At 70.8% G+C, this 16,313-nt stretch carries 16 protein-coding genes; 6 read left to right on the top strand and 10 right to left on the bottom strand.

Translation table 11 applies throughout. The features are described 5' to 3' along the window. Window positions 1-313: 313 nt before the first annotated feature. Both AN218_RS33190 and AN218_RS33185 read right to left on the bottom strand, forming a co-directional pair. The gene (locus tag AN218_RS33190) at window positions 314-823 is read right to left on the bottom strand and encodes a metallophosphoesterase family protein (RefSeq protein WP_070020735.1); all 510 of its coding nucleotides are present in this window, start codon (window positions 821-823) and stop codon (window positions 314-316) included. A gap of 218 nt (window positions 824-1,041) precedes the next feature. Beyond that, entirely contained in the window at window positions 1,042-2,487 is a 1,446-nt protein-coding gene (locus AN218_RS33185) for an NCS2 family permease (RefSeq protein ID WP_070020734.1), read from the bottom strand. A 275-nt stretch (window positions 2,488-2,762) separates the two neighbouring features. Between AN218_RS33185 and AN218_RS33180 the strand changes: the two genes are divergently transcribed. Both AN218_RS33180 and AN218_RS33175 read left to right on the top strand, forming a co-directional pair. Further along, complete coding sequence (locus AN218_RS33180; protein WP_079132860.1) at window positions 2,763-3,434, top strand: helix-turn-helix domain-containing protein; 672 nt, start codon at window positions 2,763-2,765, stop codon at window positions 3,432-3,434. Window positions 3,435-3,460: 26 nt separating this feature from the next. After that, a complete protein-coding gene (locus tag AN218_RS33175; RefSeq protein WP_070020732.1) occupies window positions 3,461-3,811 on the top strand; it encodes a hypothetical protein in 351 nt (116 codons plus the stop codon). Window positions 3,812-3,919: 108 nt separating this feature from the next. Here AN218_RS33175 and AN218_RS33170 read toward each other — a convergent pair whose 3' ends face one another. From AN218_RS33170 to AN218_RS33145, 6 genes are all read right to left on the bottom strand, one after another. After that, window positions 3,920-5,254 carry a nucleobase:cation symporter-2 family protein gene (locus AN218_RS33170; protein ID WP_070020738.1) on the bottom strand — a complete coding sequence of 445 codons (1,335 nt, stop codon included), beginning with the start codon at window positions 5,252-5,254 and terminating at the stop codon, window positions 3,920-3,922. 379 nt (window positions 5,255-5,633) lie between these two features. Next, complete coding sequence (locus tag AN218_RS33165; protein WP_070020731.1) at window positions 5,634-7,031, bottom strand: 8-oxoguanine deaminase; 1,398 nt, start codon at window positions 7,029-7,031, stop codon at window positions 5,634-5,636. A 103-nt stretch (window positions 7,032-7,134) separates the two neighbouring features. Next, window positions 7,135-8,055, bottom strand: coding sequence for a factor-independent urate hydroxylase (pucL, locus tag AN218_RS33160; RefSeq protein ID WP_420856049.1), 921 nt, complete (start codon window positions 8,053-8,055; stop codon window positions 7,135-7,137). A gap of 8 nt (window positions 8,056-8,063) precedes the next feature. Next, window positions 8,064-8,468 carry a hydroxyisourate hydrolase gene (gene uraH / locus AN218_RS33155; RefSeq protein WP_070020730.1) on the bottom strand — a complete coding sequence of 135 codons (405 nt, stop codon included), beginning with the start codon at window positions 8,466-8,468 and terminating at the stop codon, window positions 8,064-8,066. Between the two features lie 88 nt (window positions 8,469-8,556). Beyond that, window positions 8,557-9,078, bottom strand: coding sequence for a 2-oxo-4-hydroxy-4-carboxy-5-ureidoimidazoline decarboxylase (gene uraD, locus AN218_RS33150; protein WP_070020729.1), 522 nt, complete (start codon window positions 9,076-9,078; stop codon window positions 8,557-8,559). Between the two features lie 354 nt (window positions 9,079-9,432). Next, a complete protein-coding gene (locus AN218_RS33145; protein ID WP_070020728.1) occupies window positions 9,433-10,092 on the bottom strand; it encodes a TetR/AcrR family transcriptional regulator in 660 nt (219 codons plus the stop codon). 165 nt (window positions 10,093-10,257) lie between these two features. Here AN218_RS33145 and AN218_RS33140 point away from each other — a divergent pair, with 165 nt between their 5' ends. Then, complete coding sequence (locus AN218_RS33140) at window positions 10,258-11,379, top strand: serine hydrolase domain-containing protein (RefSeq protein ID WP_070020727.1); 1,122 nt, start codon at window positions 10,258-10,260, stop codon at window positions 11,377-11,379. 252 nt (window positions 11,380-11,631) lie between these two features. Here AN218_RS33140 and AN218_RS33135 read toward each other — a convergent pair whose 3' ends face one another. Further along, window positions 11,632-11,985 (bottom strand): helix-turn-helix domain-containing protein, encoded by a 354-nt coding sequence (locus tag AN218_RS33135; protein ID WP_070020736.1) that lies wholly within the window; start codon window positions 11,983-11,985, stop codon window positions 11,632-11,634. Between the two features lie 62 nt (window positions 11,986-12,047). Next, a complete protein-coding gene (locus AN218_RS33130; RefSeq protein WP_079132858.1) occupies window positions 12,048-12,359 on the bottom strand; it encodes a YkoF family thiamine-binding protein in 312 nt (103 codons plus the stop codon). Window positions 12,360-12,621: 262 nt separating this feature from the next. Between AN218_RS33130 and AN218_RS33125 the strand changes: the two genes are divergently transcribed. The 3 genes from AN218_RS33125 to gcl all read left to right on the top strand — a co-directional run bounded on the left by AN218_RS33125 (window position 12,622) and on the right by gcl (window position 16,211). After that, window positions 12,622-13,506, top strand: a complete 885-nt coding sequence (locus AN218_RS33125) for a TIM barrel protein (protein ID WP_070020726.1) — start codon at window positions 12,622-12,624, stop codon at window positions 13,504-13,506. Between the two features lie 71 nt (window positions 13,507-13,577). Then, entirely contained in the window at window positions 13,578-14,489 is a 912-nt protein-coding gene (locus AN218_RS33120) for a 2-hydroxy-3-oxopropionate reductase (RefSeq protein WP_070020725.1), read from the top strand. 3 nt (window positions 14,490-14,492) lie between these two features. Continuing rightward, window positions 14,493-16,211, top strand: coding sequence for a glyoxylate carboligase (gene gcl / locus AN218_RS33115; RefSeq protein WP_070020724.1), 1,719 nt, complete (start codon window positions 14,493-14,495; stop codon window positions 16,209-16,211). Window positions 16,212-16,313 lie beyond the last annotated feature (102 nt).

The raw sequence follows: 16,313 nt of genomic DNA, 5'->3' as shown, positions 1-16,313 counted from the left end.
CCCGTGAAATTCCCAACCCCCGCCGGGCGGTGATGAGTTGAGCCAGCACATCGCTCATTCACGGGAAAAGGTCCCGCGCGGGAACGGTGGGCGCGGCGTCGGGTGCTTCTTCAACTCCCTTGCGCGAACGCCGAGTTCGTCTCCGTACGGCAACTCGCTGAAGTCGTGGGGAAGTCGGCCGAATTCCAGAACGGGACGCCTTCCGCCCCAGCCGATTTAACGTCGCTGCGAAACAAAAGAAGGGGACGAGAGCCGGGCCCGATTTCCGTACGGTGCCGCCGTGTTCGTCGCGCCTGTCGCGTCCGTCGCGCGGTCAGCCGCCGCCGCGCGGCAGCCGGTGGAGCTGTACGCGGCTGAGGCCCTCGGGGGTCACCGCCGCCGTCATATAGGTGCAGTACGGCTGGCGGCGGCGGTCCGTCGGCGAGCCGGGGTTGAGCAGCCGGAGCCGTCCGTCGTCGGCCGTGGTGTCCCAGGGGATGTGGCTGTGGCCGAAGACCAGCACGTCCGCGTCGGGGAAGCGCTCCGCGCAGCGGGCCTCGCGGCCCCGTGCCTGGCCCGTCTCGTGGACGACGGCGAAGCGCACCCCGCCGAGTTCGGCGTACGCCACCTCGGGCAGCCGCGCCCGCAGTTCGGGCCCGTCGTTGTTGCCGTACACCGCGACCAGGCGGCGGGCGCGGGAGGCGAAGAGGTCGAGCGTGGCGGCGTCGACCCAGTCCCCCGCGTGGAACACCACGTCGGCGGCGGCCAGTTCGCCGAGGAGGGCGTCGGGGAGCCGCTTGGCGCGCTTGGGCAGATGCGTGTCCGTGGTGAGCAGTAGTCGCACGCCGCGAGCCTAGCCGCGGCATGCGGCCAGCGCGGGACCGGCCGGCCGGGGCGACGGCGGCCGCGTCCCTGGTGAGGGCGGTGTGCGGCGGTCCGGCGCCCCGGCCGGGGGCCGGGCTCTGGACGGGCGGACGGGACGGAGCGGCGCGGACCGGCCGGTGGGCCGTGTGGCCGCGCTGGGCGTGTGGCCGTGTGCGGTCTCCGTCCGCCCGGGCGGCGCTACTTGACGCCGAGGAGCTGCTCGATCGGGTCGATGGCGAAGTAGGCGAGGAAGAGCGCCGCGGTGCCCCACAGCAGCCAGTGGACCTCGCGCGCCTTGCCCATGAACGCCTTGATGAGCACGTACGAGATGAAGCCGGCGCCGATGCCGTTGGTGATGGAGTAGGTGAACGGCATGACGGCGATGGTCAGGAACGCCGGGATGGCGACCTCGTAGCGGTCCCAGTCGATGTGCTTGACCTGGGTCATCATCAGGAAGCCGACCGCGACGAGCGCGGGCGAGGCGGCCTGCAGCGGCACGATCGTCAGCACCGGCGTGAGGAAGAGCGCCAGGCCGAACAGCCCGCCGGTGACGAGGTTGGCGAAGCCGGTGCGCGCGCCTTCGCCGACGCCCGCGGCGGATTCGATGTAGGCCGTGGCGGACGAGGCCGAGGAGGCACCGCCGGCGACGGCGGCGGCGCCGTCGATCAGCAGCACGCGGCCGAGGTTGGGCACCTGCCCGCGCTCGTCGAGGAGTCCGGCCTCGGCGGTGACGCCGACCACGGTGCCCATGGTGTCGAAGAAGTCGGACAGGATGAGCGTGAAGATCAGCAGCACGACGGTCAGCACGCTGACCTGTCCGAAGGCGCCGAACAGATCGAACTTGCCGAGGAGCCCGAAGTCGGGGGCGGAGACCGGCTTGTCGGGCAGCGTGGGCGAGGTCAGACCCCAGGACTTCACCGTGGCCAGCTCGTTGATGACGACGGCGACGACGGTCATCACGACGATGCTGATCAGGATGGCGCCGTTGACCTTGCGGGTGAGCAGCAGGATCGTCAGCAGGACGCCGACGCAGAAGACGAGCATGGGCCACCCGGTGAGGGTGCCGGTGCCGAGCTGGACGGGCACGGTGCTCTTCGCGGCGTCCGGGATGCGGGTGACGAAACCGGCGTCCACGAAGCCGATGAAGGCGATGAACAGGCCGATGCCGACGCTGATCGCCTGCTTCAGGGGCTGCGGGATGGCGTGCATGACGGCCTCGCGGAGACCCGTCATCACCAGCACGCTGATCAGCAGACCCTCGATCACGATGAGGCCCATCGCCTCGTCCCAGGCCATCAGGGGCGCGACCTGCACGGCGACGATGGCGTTGATGCCGAGACCGGCGGCGAGCGCGAGCGGCAGATTGCCGCCGACACCCATGATCAGCGTCATCACGGCGGCCACCAGGGCCGTGGCGGTGGCCAGTTGGGCGGAGTCGAGGTGGTCGCCGTACTTGTCCGTGGCGCTGCCGAGGATGATCGGGTTCAGTACGAGGATGTACGCCATCGTGAAGAACGTGGCGAACCCACCGCGTATCTCCCGGCCATATGTCGAACCGCGTTCGCTGATACGGAAGTATCGGTCGAGCGGGCCCCCGGTTCTGCCGGAGGCCGTGCCGGCCGGGCTCGTCGTGCTGGTCTGCATGACTGCGTCTCCTGGACCTACAGGTGAGAGGGGTAAGCAGGGGACGCCGCGGGTAGGTGTAACAACCAATTGCGCTAACGCACACAGCGGCGCCTTGCGAGCGGGATCATACGCGGCGCCCATGGATTCACAATTACGCGGCGACTTCCCGTCCTTGACAGTCCGGGAACGCTCCTGTCGGTTCCTACAGAATCGCTTCCGACCTATCTCGCAAAACGGGATGCAGGGCGCAACAGGATATGGAGTTGCCGTAGGTAACTGCTTACTCTCTGCCCGTGCATAAACCGATCCCCTTCAACGCGAGGGCCGCCCGAACCCTGCGTGAGAAGCTCGGGATGGCCCCCGGCCACGTCGCCTACGGCATGCGCGCCTCGTACGGCATGGCTCACATCACCCCCGACCACATCTCCGCATGGGAACGCGGCGAAGCGCTGCCCTCCGCCGGCGAGTTGAGCGCTCTGGCCGGCGCCCTGTGGTGCGCGCCCGACGAGTTGATGGGCCGCCCCCGCACCCTGCTCGAACACCGGCTGGCGCGGGGGAAGTCGGCCCAGGACGTCGCGCGGCTCGTCGGCATGGACCTCGGCACGTACCGGGAGATGGAAGAGAACGGACGGTGGGCCGGGGACAAGCGGCAGTCCGCCAACCTCGCGAGCGTCCTGGAGCTGCCCGCGCGCGACTTCATCGCGATCACCGGGCACGAGGGCGAACTCGCCCGCCTCCTCACCGAGGCCGTCTCCACGCGCTGGCAGGCGCACATCCGCCCGATCGCCAAGCTCACCGCGATCGACAAGCGCGAACTCCAGGAGCCCCTGCGCGAGATGCAGCAGGAGTACGAGCGGCTCATGGCCGCCACGCTCAGCCGGGCCAGCAGCTCCTCCTCCGCGGAAGAGGGCCGGCGCTATCTCGACGACATCGTCAACCACTTCTGGGCGCGGCTGCCCGAGTAGCCTCCCCTCCCGGGGAGGAGGGACGCATGGACGCGAGCGACGACCCGCACATCCACGTCGAGACGAAGACCGCCCAGGGCGGCGCCGCCGTACGCGGGCTGACGGCCTCCGTGTTCGGTCTCGCCGCGGATGCGCCCGCGCAGGTCGACTCGGGGTGCGGACGGCGGGTGCCGTACGCGATGACCTCGCCGCTGCCGGAGAAGGTCACCTGCCTCGCATGCCGTGAGCACGCGCGCGCCGAGCATCTGCGCCTGGCGGAGAGCGTGGAGCGGCTCGGCGGCATGCCGGGCTCGGTCGTCGGCCCGCGCGAGGCGCGGCTGGCCGCCGGGCGGCACCGCGGTCTCGCGGAGCGTTTCGCGGGGGACGGCGACGGCTGACCTCCGGCCCCGGAGGACGCCTCCGGGGGCTGCGTACGTTCCGTACGGCCTCGGCGTACGTTCCGTACGGCCGCACCGCGGACGGGAGTTGGCCTGCGGTCACCTCGGTCACTCCCGGGCGGTCTCCGCGGCCGCGGTGTTCTCCGGGGCGGGCCCGCCGGAGGGGGTGCGGCGGCCGAGGTGGTGGAAGAGCAGGTTCAGCACGACGGCCGTCACACAGCCCGTGGAGATCCCCGAGTCCAGGATGATGCGCGCACCGGCCGGGAAGACGTCGTAGAACCCGGGGGCGGCCACGGGGATCACGCCGACGGCCAGCGACACCGCGACGATCACGATGTTGCTGTCGTCGCCGAGGTCGGCCCGCGCCAGCGTACGGATGCCGCTCGCGGCGACCGAGCCGAAGAGGACGACGCCGGCGCCGCCGAGCACGGGCTGCGGCACGGTCGCGATCAGGGCCGCCGCGACCGGACACAGCCCCATGAGGATGAGGATGCCGCCGCCCGCCGCGACGACGAAGCGGCTGCGGATCTTCGTCATCGCGACGAGGCCGATGTTCTGCGCGAAGGCCGTGGCCAGAAAGCCGTTGAAGAAGGGGCTGAGGAAGGAGCCCAGGGTGTCGGCGCGCAGTCCGGCGGCGATGGTCTTCTCGTCGGCCGGGCGGTCCACGATCTCGCCGAGCGCGAGCATGTCGGCGGTGGACTCCGTCATCGAGACGAGCATGACGATGCACATCGACACGACGGCGGCGGCCGCGAACTGCGGTGCGCCGAAGTGGAAGGGCACGGGGAAGCCGACGATCCCGGCGTCGCGCAGCGCGCCGAAGTCCGTGATGCCGACGGGTATCGCGACCAGGGTGCCCACGACGAGCCCGAGCAGCACGGCGATCTGTTTGACGAACCCGCGGGTGAAGCGGCGCAGCAGCAGGACGACGACGAGCGTGAGGCCGGCCATCGCGAGGTTCTCGGCCGAGCCGTAGCCGGGGGCCTGCGCGTCGCCGCCCTGCGCCCAGTTGAAGGCGACGGGCATCAGCGAGACGCCGATGAGGGTGATGACGCTGCCGGTGACCACGGGCGGGAAGAAGCGCACCAGCTTGCCGAAGTACGGGGCGAGGACGAAGCCGAGGGCCGCGGCCACCATGCAGGCGCCGAAGATCACGGGCAGTGCGTCCTTCGGCCCCTCGGACTTCTCGATGGCCAGCATCGGCGCGACGGAGGCGAAGGTGACGCCGTTGACGAACGGCAGCCGGGCGCCGATGCGCCAGACGCCGAGGGTCTGTAGAAGCGTGGCGACGCCCGCCAGGAACAGGCTCGCGCCGGTGAGGAAGGTCAGTTCGGAGACGGGCAGTCCGACGGCGGCGCCGATGATCAGCGGCGGCGCGACCACTCCCGCGTACATCGCGGCCACATGCTGGAGGCCGGTGGTGAGCAGCCTGAGCGGCGGCAGGGTCTGGTCGACGGGGTGCCGGTCCTCCGGCGGGCCCGCGCCGGGCTCCGGCGGTGCGGAGTGCGGGCCGGACTCCCGGGCGGATTGCGGTGGTTGGGGATGCTGGGCGGGCGTGTCGGTCACGGCGGTCCTCCTGCCGGTGTCACAGGTCTTCACAGGTCACGTTCGACGGTGGTTGCTGTGCGCTGCCGTTACGCCCGGTGGTGCCGGACCGTCCCGGGACGTGAGGGGGTTGGGCCACGTCCCGGGAACGGCTGGGTGGTGCTGGGTCCGGCCGGGAGCCGTCCCTCCCGGCCGGAGTATCGGGGTCGGCGGCCGGGCGGCCGGCGGTCAACCGGTCGGCGTCCGGCCGCCGTCGGGTGGCGGGCCGAGAAGCCTCTCAGCCCGCGCCGTCGGCGATACGGGCGAGGCGCCGGGCCTCGTGCCGTGCCTCGCGTGCGATCGCGTCCTCGTCGGCGGTGACGAGGCGGCCGTCCTCGACGACCGTACGGCCGTTGACGAACGCGAGGGAGACCGGTGCCGCCGCGCCCAGGACGAGTGCGGCGACGGGGTCGGCGATCGAGGAGTGCCCGATGCCGTCGACGCGCCACATCACCAGGTCCGCCAGCTTGCCCGGCTCCAGCGAGCCGATCTCCCGTTCCCTGCCGAGGACTTGAGCGCCGCCGTAGGTGCCCAGCCGCAGCGCCTGACGCGCGGTGAGGGCCTTCTCCTTGTGGGGTCCGAGGCGGCTGACGAGCAGCGCGTTTCTCAACTCGGTGTGCAGTTCGCCGGATTCGTTGGAGGCGGTGCCGTCGACGCCGAGGCCGACGGGGACGCCGGCGCCCAGCATGTCGGGCACCCGTGCGATGCCCGCGGCCAGCCGGGCGTTGGACGAGGGGCAGTGGGCGACGCCGGTGCCGGTGCGGGCGAAGGCGGCGATGTCGGAGTCGTTCATGTGGACGCAGTGCGCCATCCACACGTCGTCGCCGAGCCAGCCCACCGACTCCAGGTAGTCGGTGGGTCCCATGCCGAACCGCTCGTGGCAGAACTTCTCCTCCTCCACCGTCTCCGAGCCGTGGGTGTGCAGCCGTACGCCCTTGCGGCGGGCCAACTCCCCCGCCTGCCGCAGCAGTTCGGTGGTGACGGAGAAAGGGGAACAGGGCGCGACGCCGATGCGCAGCATCGAGGCGAACGACGGGTCGTGGTGGGTGTCGACGGCCTCCTCGGTCGCGGCGAGGGCGTCGTCGGTGGTCTCGACGGCGAAGTCGGGCGGCAGCCCGCCGTCGGAGGCGCCCAGATCCATCGAGCCGCGGGTGGGGTGGAAGCGGACGCCCAGTTCGCGGGCCGCGCCGATCTCGGCGCCGAGCAGGTCGCCCGCGCCGCGCGGGAAGACGTAGTGGTGGTCCATGGCGGTGGTCACCCCGCCGCGCGCCATCATGCCCAGCGAGGCGCGGGCGGCGGCGCGGACCATGTCCTCGTCGATGCGTGCCCACACGGGGTAGAGGGCCACGAGCCAGTCGAAGAGGTTGGCGTTCTGGGCGAGTCCGCGGGTGAGCCACTGGTAGAAGTGGTGGTGGGTGTTGACCAGTCCGGGCGTGACGAGGTGTCCGCCGCCGTCGATCCGGCGTACGACGTCGCTCAGTCCGGAGGGCGCGGCGCCCGCGCCGACGGACTCGATCCGCTCTCCCGCGAGGACGACATGGCCCTCGGCGTGCTCGGTGCCGTGCGCGTCGACGGTGGCGACCGCGCAGTTCTCGATGACGGTGCGCTGGGCTGCTGGCTGTGCCGGGTCGGTCATGGTGTGCGAGTCCTCGGTGCCGGTCGCGTAGGGACGTCTCGTCGGGGCCGGAGCCCCGGGGGCGGCGGCGGGCCGGTGGCTGGGCGCCGGCCCGCGCCGCCGTTCACAGGTTCGTCAGATCGAGCGGTATCAGCGCCTCGGCGCCGTCGCGCAGCACCGTGGCCTCGATGAGCCCGTAGGGGCGGTCGGCGGCGATGTACACGGCGCCGTCCGCCGTCTCGTTCTTGACGCCGAAGGGCTCCAGATCGACCTTGAAGTGGTGCTTGTTGGGCATGGCGAACCGGATCTCCGCCAACTCGGGTTTGCCCTCGATGACTTCGGCGCCCATCCGGTACAGCGTCTGCTGGAGGGAGAGGGAGTAGGTCCGGGCGAAGGCGCCCAGCATGATCTCCCGTACCGACTCGTACGAGGACTGCCACTCCGGCGCCTCCTCGCCGTCGCGTCCGCTCCACTCGTGCCGCCACACGGCGCTCACGTCGGTGGCGAGGATGCGGTCGTAGTCCTCCTTGAGCGTGGTGTAGCGGTCCTTGATGTAGCCCCAGAACTCCGAGTCGGTGGAGTTGAGGACGGTGAGCCCCTTGAGTCCGGAGAGGATCTGGAAGCCGGTGCCGTCGTAGGTGATCTGCGCGGTGCGCGTCTCCCGGCCCTGGCGTACGAAGGAGTGCGGGGCCTCGCCCTCCGGGGTGGCGATGCGCTCCCAGGCGTACTCCTCGATCCGGATGCGGGCCGTGCTGATCGGCTCCGTCTCCTCCACGAAGTGGCGGGCGAGCGCCATGCCGAACTGCTCGGCGGAGTCGATGCCGTGCTCCTTGGCGAAGGCGAACACGGTGTTCTTGGTGGTGTCGGTCGGCAGGACGTTCGCGTTGGAGCCGGAGTAGTGGACGTCGTCGAGGTCGCCGCTGAGCGCGACGGAGACGTTGAGGTCCTTGATGCGGTGGGTGGCGCCGTCCCTGGTGATCTTGACGACGCGGTTCTCCGCCTTGCCGTACTGGTTCTGGCCGAGAATCGTGATCGGCACCGTCATGTCGACTGTCAGCTCCCTCGGTATACGGAGTAGCCGAACGGGTTGAGGAGCAGCGGCACGTGATAGTGCTCGCCCGGTGCCACCGCGAAGACCACGGTCACCTCGGGGAAGAAGCCTCCCCGCTCCCCCTCCTCGTCCGGCCCCTCGGAGTGGTACGGCCCGACCGCGAAGGTCAGCCGCGCGTGGGCGGTGCCCCGCGGCAGCGCCGGAAGGTCCTTGCAGCGTCCGTCGGCGTCCGTGGCCGAGGCGGCGTGGGATGACCACTGCGCCGTGCCGCCGGTGCGTACGTCCAGCTCGACGCCGACACCGGCCGCGGGGCGGCCCGCGCTGGTGTCGAGGATGTGCGTGGAGACGGAGACGGGGGCGGGGGGCGGTGCCGCCGGGTCCGTGGTGGCGGCGCGTTCGCTGCTCATGCTCGCTCGGGCTCCTTCGGTACGGGCTGCGGCGGGAGGTGGTGCCGCCGGTGGCGTACGGCGGGTCCGGTCACGGCGGGACGTACGGCTACGGCTCGTGCGGGGCCTCGTCCGCCAGTCCCGTCAGCCGGATCCGGTTGATCTTCGTCAGCTCGGCGCGGACGATCTCACGCTCCTTCTGAGGGGAGTTGGCGATCCGCTCGCGTGCCGCGTCCCGCATCTGCTCGCCGCTCAGCCCCGTCGCGCAGATCAGGAAGACATGGCCGAAGCGCTCCTGGTAGGCGAGGTTCAGCTCCAGCATCTCCTCCTTGAGCTGCTCGGACGCCCCGGCCATGCCGCGCTGTTCACGCGCCGAGGCCGGATCGCCGGGACGGGGCCGTCCGATGGGCGGATGTCCCGCCATGGCCTCGTCGAGGTCACCGGCGGTCAGCTCCGCCATCGCCGAGTCGCTCGCCGCGATCAGCTCCGCCGGAGCGGCGTAGGGACGTCCCGCGAGGACGGCGCCGCTCCACGCGCTCGCTGCGCACACCGCGTGGAGCGCGGCGCGGACGTCGCTCTCCGGCGCGGAGTTGAGCCAGGTCAGACCTGGTGCTGCGGGGGTCGCGGTCACGTGCTGCCTCCGTCGCGTCGCGGCTGTCCGGGCTGGGAACAGTGAAGACGCACCGGCAGACAACGTCAACAGTTTGTTGAAAAAACACTGCGCGCGGACGGGAACGACGGCGGCCCGGAACGGGGAGCCCGCACGGACCGGAAGCCCGGACGGGCGGACGTCCGTACCCCCCGAGGGGCAGCGCTCAGTCGCCCGAAGGAGCCCTGTCCGCTTCCCTGTTGAGGTAGTTGTAGACGGCGAAGCGCACTGAACCACGCGGTTACGCCCATGCAGTGGAGATCGCCGTCGGGCCCCTTGTTCCCCCTCTTCAGCCCGCCCCTCTTTCCGGGACAGGGGTAGTGGAAAGCCGGTCGGCTAGCTCGGGCTGATTGCGTCCTCGATGTGGGCGAGTTGGGCGACGAGGATCTCCTCGAACGCAGCGCGACGGTCCGCGCCGAGGGGGTGGACGTCGCGGGCGAAACGGGCCAGGGCGGGGAAGCGTTCAGGGTCGGCACCGAGCACCGCGACACGAAACAGCTCCACGCCCTGTTCGTGCTCCTCGGCGGTGATGGTGTTGACCCCGGCCTCGGAAGCGACCAAGGCGGCGATGAGGACCGCGATCCGGTGGTAGCGCGCCGGGATCTCCTCGTCGGGCAGTCCTGACGCGCGCAGGGCCTGCAGTACCTCTTCCATGACCAGCCTGGAACCGGTGCCGCCTGACCCGTAGCGTCCCCAGACCGCAGCAAGCTGGGGCTGCTGGCCGAAGACCTCCCGCACGCGCAGGGCCAGGGCCGTGATGCGCTGCTTCCAGTCGTCCGCGGGGCGATAACCGTCCATGGCTGCCAAGAGAATCCGGTCGGCGACCGCGCGCAGCAGATCGGTCTTGCTGCGGAAGTGCCGGTAGAGGCTGGAGGAATCGGTCCCGAGCACTGCGGCGAGCTTGCGCACGCTGAACGACTCGGCGTCGCCCGTGCGCAGCAGCTCCGTCGCCGCATCCAGGATCTCCTCGGTCGACCAGCGCTTTCGGCCTGTCATCTCACCCCTATCGCCGGGCTGAGTCTAGCTGATGCACTTGGTGTTGCACGCACTGCGTGCATAATAAGGACACGGGGATGCCGAGCGACCCGGCGTTCGTGCCCTGCTACCCGGCTCAGGCAACTGAGGTGGAGTTCATCACCCGAAAATGAAAGGCCGCATGTCATGAGGAACCCACTGGATCCCGCAGAACTGAACGCCGCCATGGAAAACGTCCACCGCGCCGGGATGCCTGGCCTGTTCGCCGAGGTACGTGACGGCGACCAGATCTGGCGCGGTGCCGCCGGGGTCGCCGATGTCGCCACCGGCCGCCCCGTCACCGCCGGCATGCGGCACCGCGTCGGCAGCATCACCAAGACCTTCACGGTCGCGGCGGTTCTGCGGCAGGTCGAGAGCGGTCAGATCGATCTCGACGAGCCGATCAGCCGATACCTTCCGAGGCTGGTCCCCGGAGAACGCGGTGATGCGATCACCGTCCGGATGTTGATCAACCACACCAGCGGCCTCGCCGAGTACCTCCCCCATGCCTACCCTTCCCTCAAGGCGTTCCCCGACCTCGCGGACACCGGACCCCAGAGCCTGGACGACAACCGGTTCACGCGGTTTCACCCCACCGAACTGATCGAGATGGGGGTCACCGCACCTGCCGTCGGCGCGCCGGGCGGCACTCCGGGGGCGTACTCCAACACCAACTACCTGCTCCTCGGCCAACTCCTGGAACAGGTGACCGGCACTACGGCCGAGCGGTACATCACCCGGGACGTCATCGAGCGCGCCGGGCTCCGGGACACCGAACTCCCCGTCGGACCGTACGTCGACGGGCCGCACTCACAGATGTACGAGGCGTGGTTCGGCATGATCGACCCGCCGCGTGACTACAGCGTCTACGACATGTCATGGGTGGGGCCGGCAGCCTCGCTGATATCGACCGTCGCGGACCTCAACCGCTTCTTCGGCATGCTGCTTGCCGGCGAGATCGTCAACCCGTCGTCGCTGGCACAGATGCAGCGCACCGTCCCGGTCGTCTCCCAGGAGGGAAAAACGATCGACTACGGCCTGGGCTTGCACCCGATGGAGACCCCCGGCCGGGGCACCTTCTGGGGCCACGGTGGCACGGTCTGGGGTGCTGGAGCGCTGACCATGGCCCGAGCAGCCGACGGCAAGCGGCAGATGACCGTCGCAGTGAACCTGCAGAGGTGGAACGGGCTCGGCTCCTCGGGCGAGCCGCGGCCCCACCCCATCGACGACGCACTTGCGGCTCTCTACCGCGTGGCGATGTACGGCTGACAGCGCCGAAGAGGACTACGAGGCCGAACAGGTGCGGCGCGGACGACCGGGAGGCGGTTGACCGCTCCGAGTCGGTGATCCCGGCCGTACGACGTCAAGACCGGCGCGATGCCGAGCAAGGCGTCTTCCAACGGGTCCTGTACGAGTCAAACCTGGCACACCTCAGCGGCCAGTCACGTGATCAGCCGCTCTTCGTCCGCCCGTCAACGTCCGGAAGCCACCCCCTGTCACTTCTTGCGGCCGGGGCCGGGGTCAGAGACGGGAGTCCGGGGCCTCGTCACGGCGCTTCTTCGCCCGCTTCTCCTCTTGGGAATTGATGTAGTTGTAGACGGTGAAACGGGAGACCCCGAGGGCGCTCGCCACCGTCTCGACGCCGTGCCGCAGGGAGAAGGCACCGCGCGTCTCCAGGACGCGGACGACCGACTGCTTCGTCCTGCGGTCCAGTTCGGAGAGCGGCTTGCCGTGGCGCCGCTCCAGCTCGGCGAGGATGTGGTCGAGGGAGTCGGAGAGATGCGGCAGCCGTACGGCCAGGACGTCGCTGCCCTCCCAGGCGAGGACCACGTCGTCGCCCTGAGCGTCCTCCGGCGGGACCATCTCGCCGCCCATCGCGTCCACGAGCGGTTTGACCGCGGCGGCGAGGGGATGGTCCGCGGGGCCGCCGGCGCCGCTCACACGGCACCCCCGGACGCGTCCCCGGCGGTGCCCCCGGCAGGGCCGCCGTCGGGTCCGTCCTGCTCCCCCTCCGGGAGGACGTTGAGCTGGAGGGAGACCCGGGTCGCGCCGGCGCCGAGCGCGTCGTGCAGCACGTCCCGTACGGCGCCGAGGATCTGCTCGGCGGGACCCTCCGCCGTGTTGCCGAACGGGCCCACGTCCACGGAGTCCAGCGGCGCCCTGCGCAGGACCTCGCGGGCCACCAGCGCATGCTCCGGCGCCTCGTCGAGATCGAACGGCTCGGTAGTGAACTCCACTCGCAATCGCACGCGGTCAACCTACGTGAACGTCTCCGTGAGCGGCCATCCGTCGGCGGCCCCCGGCGGTCCGCCGGGGGCGGCGACGGGAACGCGACGGGAACGGCCGGAGCGCGACGGCCTCTTGACAGCCCCAGGGGCGCGAGGCCAGGCTTCCGTAAAGTAGAAACAGACTTTCGCTATACGAAATCTACGAACCCCTGGACGTCATGTCCGGCCGGCCGCCGGGCACCCGCCCGCTCGTACATCCGCACCCGGAGGGAAGGCGATCGCCGTGGCCCCCCTTGCTGACCTTGCTGCGTCCTTCGCAGCCGCCGCCGACCGCGGCACCGAGTACCGCTGGACCGTCAATCTGTCGATCCTCTTCACCGAGCTGCCGCTGCTGGAGCGTCCCGCCGCGGCGGCCGAGGCCGGCTTCGGCGCGGTCGAGCTGTGGTGGCCGTGGGTGGACGCGCCCGTACCGGACAAGCGCGAACTGGACGCGCTGCGCACGGCGTTGGAGGAGGCCGGTACGTCGCTGACGGGGCTGAACTTCTACGCCGGGCAGCTTCCCGGGCCGGACCGGGGCGCGCTGTCGGTGCCGGGCGAGGAGTCGGAGAAGTTCCGCCGGAACATCGACGTGGCCGTGGAGTTCGCGCAGTCGACGGGCTGCACGGCGCTCAACGCCCTCTACGGCAACCGCGTTCCGGGCTCCTCGCCCGAGGAGCAGGACGAACTCGCCCTGGAGAACCTGGTGTCGGCGGCGCGCGCCGCCCACGCCGTCGGCGCGGAGCTGCTGATCGAGGCGCTCAACGCCCTGGAATCGCCGCAGTGTCCCCTCGTCAGCGCGCCCAAGGCCGTCGCCGTCGCCGACCGCGTCAACGAGGCCACGGGGCTGGGCAACGCGACGTTCCTGATGGACCTCTACCACCTGGCGACGAACGGCGAGGACCTGCACCGGGTCATCGACGACTTCACCGGCCGCACCGGTCATGTGCAGATCGCCGACAGCCCCGGACGCGGCGCCCCCGGCACCGGCGAACTCGACGTCCCCGACCTGCTGGAGCGGCTCGCCAAGGCCGGTTACGAGGGCCGCATCGGCCTGGAGTACAAGCCCGGCGACCGGCCGAGCGAGGAGAGCTTCGCCTGGCTTCCGCGCCCGCTGCGCGGCCGTTCCTGACTCCTGCCGTCCCCTCGCCGCATCCCCGAACTACGCCCGTACGCCCCGCACTTCGAAAGGCGTGACGCCCTATGAGCCACCGCCACACCCCGGACACCACGAAGATCGGCTTCATCGGTCTCGGCATCATGGGCGCGCCGATGGCGCGCAATCTGCTCCGTGCCGGTTACGACGTGACCGCGTTCAACCCCACCGCCGCCAAGGTCGAGGCGTTCGTCGAGGACGGCGGCAACGGTGCCTCGTCCGTCGCCGAGGCGGTGCAGGGGGCCGACGTCGTCATCACGATGGTCCCGGCCTCGCCGGAGGTCGAGCAGGTCGTGCTGCACGAGGGCGGTGTACTGGAGCACATCCGCCCCGGCGCGCTGCTCGTCGACATGTCCTCCATCACCCCGCAGACCTCTGTCGAGGTGGCAACGGCCGCCGCCGCCAAGGGAGTCGACGTCCTGGACGCGCCCGTCTCCGGCGGCGAGGCGGGAGCCGTGGAGGGTGCGCTGTCCATCATGGTGGGCGGCGAGCAGGAGGTCTTCGACGCGGCGCGGCCGGTCTTCGAAGCCCTCGGGAAGACGATCGTGCTGTGCGGGCCGCACGGTTCGGGCCAGACGGTCAAGGCGGCCAACCAGCTCATCGTCGCCGTCAACATCCAGGCGGTGGCGGAGGCGGTGGTCTTCCTGGAGAAGTCCGGCGTCGATCTGCCGGCCGCGCTGGACGTCCTCGGCGGCGGCCTCGCCGGCTCCACCGTCCTCGCCCGTAAGAAGGACAACATCCTCGCCGGCGACTTCCGCCCCGGCTTCAAGGTCGACCTGCACCACAAGGACATGGGCATCGTCACCGACGCGGCCCGCGAGGTCGGCGCGGCCGTCCCGGCCGGCGCCCTGCTCGCCCAACTCGTCGGCGCGCTGCGGCAGCAGGGCGACGGCGGCCTCGACCACTCCGCGCTGGTACGGGGCGTGCGCCGGCTGTCCGGCGAGAAGACGGAGGACTGAGCCATGGCGCCCAAGAGGATGCCCGCGATGGAGGCGGCCGTCTCGATCATGGTCGACGAGGGGGTGGACATCGCCTTCGGCTGCCCCGGCGCCGCGATCCTCCCGCTGTACAAGGCGATGGAGACGGACGGCCGCATCGAGCACCTGACGGTCCGGCACGAGGAGGGCGCGGCCCACATGGCCGACGGCTGGGCCCGTACGAACGGCAAGGTCGGCGTCGCCGTCGCCACCTCCGGTCCGGGCGCGACCAACCTCGTCACCGGTCTGTACACCGCGCACGCCGACTCGATCCCGATGGTGTGCCTCACGGGTCAGGCCGTCGCGCCGAAGCTCCACCAGGAGGCGTTCCAGGCCGTCGACATCGTGGAGATCGCCCGCCCGGTCACCAAGTGGGCGGTGCAGATCAAGGAGCCGGCGCAGATCCCGTGGGCCTTCCGCGAGGCGTTCCGTACGGCCCGTACGGGACGTCCGGGACCGGTGCTCATCGACCTGCCGCTCGACCTGGCGAAGCGGGAGATCACCTATGACGCGGAGATCGACGCCCGGCTGCCCGTACCGGCCGTCGAGCCCCATCTGCCGCGTGTGGAACGGGCGTTGGACATGCTGCTGGCGGCCGAGCGGCCGCTCGTGCTGGCGGGCGGCGGGGTGATCCTCGCCGACGCCGGGGCCGAACTGCGGGAGCTGGTCGAGGAGTTGCGCGTGCCCTTCCAGGTCACGCTGATGGGCAAGGGCGTCATCGAGGACGACCACGAACTCAACCTCGGCACGACGGGCATCCAGACCTCGCAGCGCTACGCCAACGCCTCCTTCCTGGAGTCCGACTTCGTCCTGGCCGTCGGCGCGCGCTTCGGCGACCGGCACACCGGGGCCGACCTCGACGTCTACCGCGGCGGGCGCGCGTTCGTGCACGTCGACATCGAACCGGCCCAGATCGGCAAGGTCTTCGAGCCGGACCTCGGCATCGTCTCCGACGCCGGGCTCTTCCTGACGGCGCTGCTGGCCGCCGCGCGCAAGCGCAAGGCGCGGGCGGAGGTGGAGAGTTGGGTCGAGCGCTGTACGGAGCTGAAGCGGACGCTGGTGCGCCGCGAGGACTTCGACTCCGTACCGGTGAAGGCGCCCCGCGCGTACAAGGAGATCAACGAGGCGTTCGACGAGCACACGTACTTCGTCACCGCCATCGGCCTCTACCAGATCTGGGGCGGCCAGCATCAGAAGGCGTATCTGCCGCGGCACTACCAGGTCTGCGGGCAGGCGGGGCCGCTGGGCTGGGAGGTGCCGGCCGCGATCGGCGTGAAGAAGGCGCTGGAGGGCATGGGCGAGCCGGACGCCGAAGTCGTGGGCATCGTCGGCGACTACGGCTTCCAGTACCTGGTCGAGGAGCTGGCGGTGGCCGCCCAGTACCACGTGCCGTATGTGCTGATCATGCTCAACAACGAGTATCTGGGCCTGATCCGGCAGGCCGAGATCGGCTACGGCATGAACTACCAAGTCGACATCCACTACGACGAGTTCGGCACCGACAACGTCAAGGTCATGGAGGCATACGGCTGTTCGGGCCGCCGGGTGTGGGAGCCCGGGGAGATCGCCGGAGCGATCCGGTGGGCGCGGAAGGAGGCCGTGGCCACCTCACGTCCCGTCCTGGTGGAGATCATGATCGAGCGCGAGGCGAACACACCGCACGGGCCGGACATCGACGCGGTACGGGAGTTCGAGGACGCCTGACCGCCCTGGTGGGCGGACCGCCGACCGCCCGGCCCGCGCCCACGCGGTGGGCCGGGGGCGCCGGGGAGGGGAGGGCGGCGCGCACGATGGGGCTGAGCGCCG

The sequence above is a fragment of the Streptomyces nanshensis genome (assembly GCF_001751255.1).
Taxonomy (GTDB): domain Bacteria; phylum Actinomycetota; class Actinomycetes; order Streptomycetales; family Streptomycetaceae; genus Streptomyces; species Streptomyces nanshensis_A.
The sequence above is the reverse complement of the archived record's forward strand: the minus strand, read 5'-3'. Positions and strand labels throughout refer to the sequence as shown.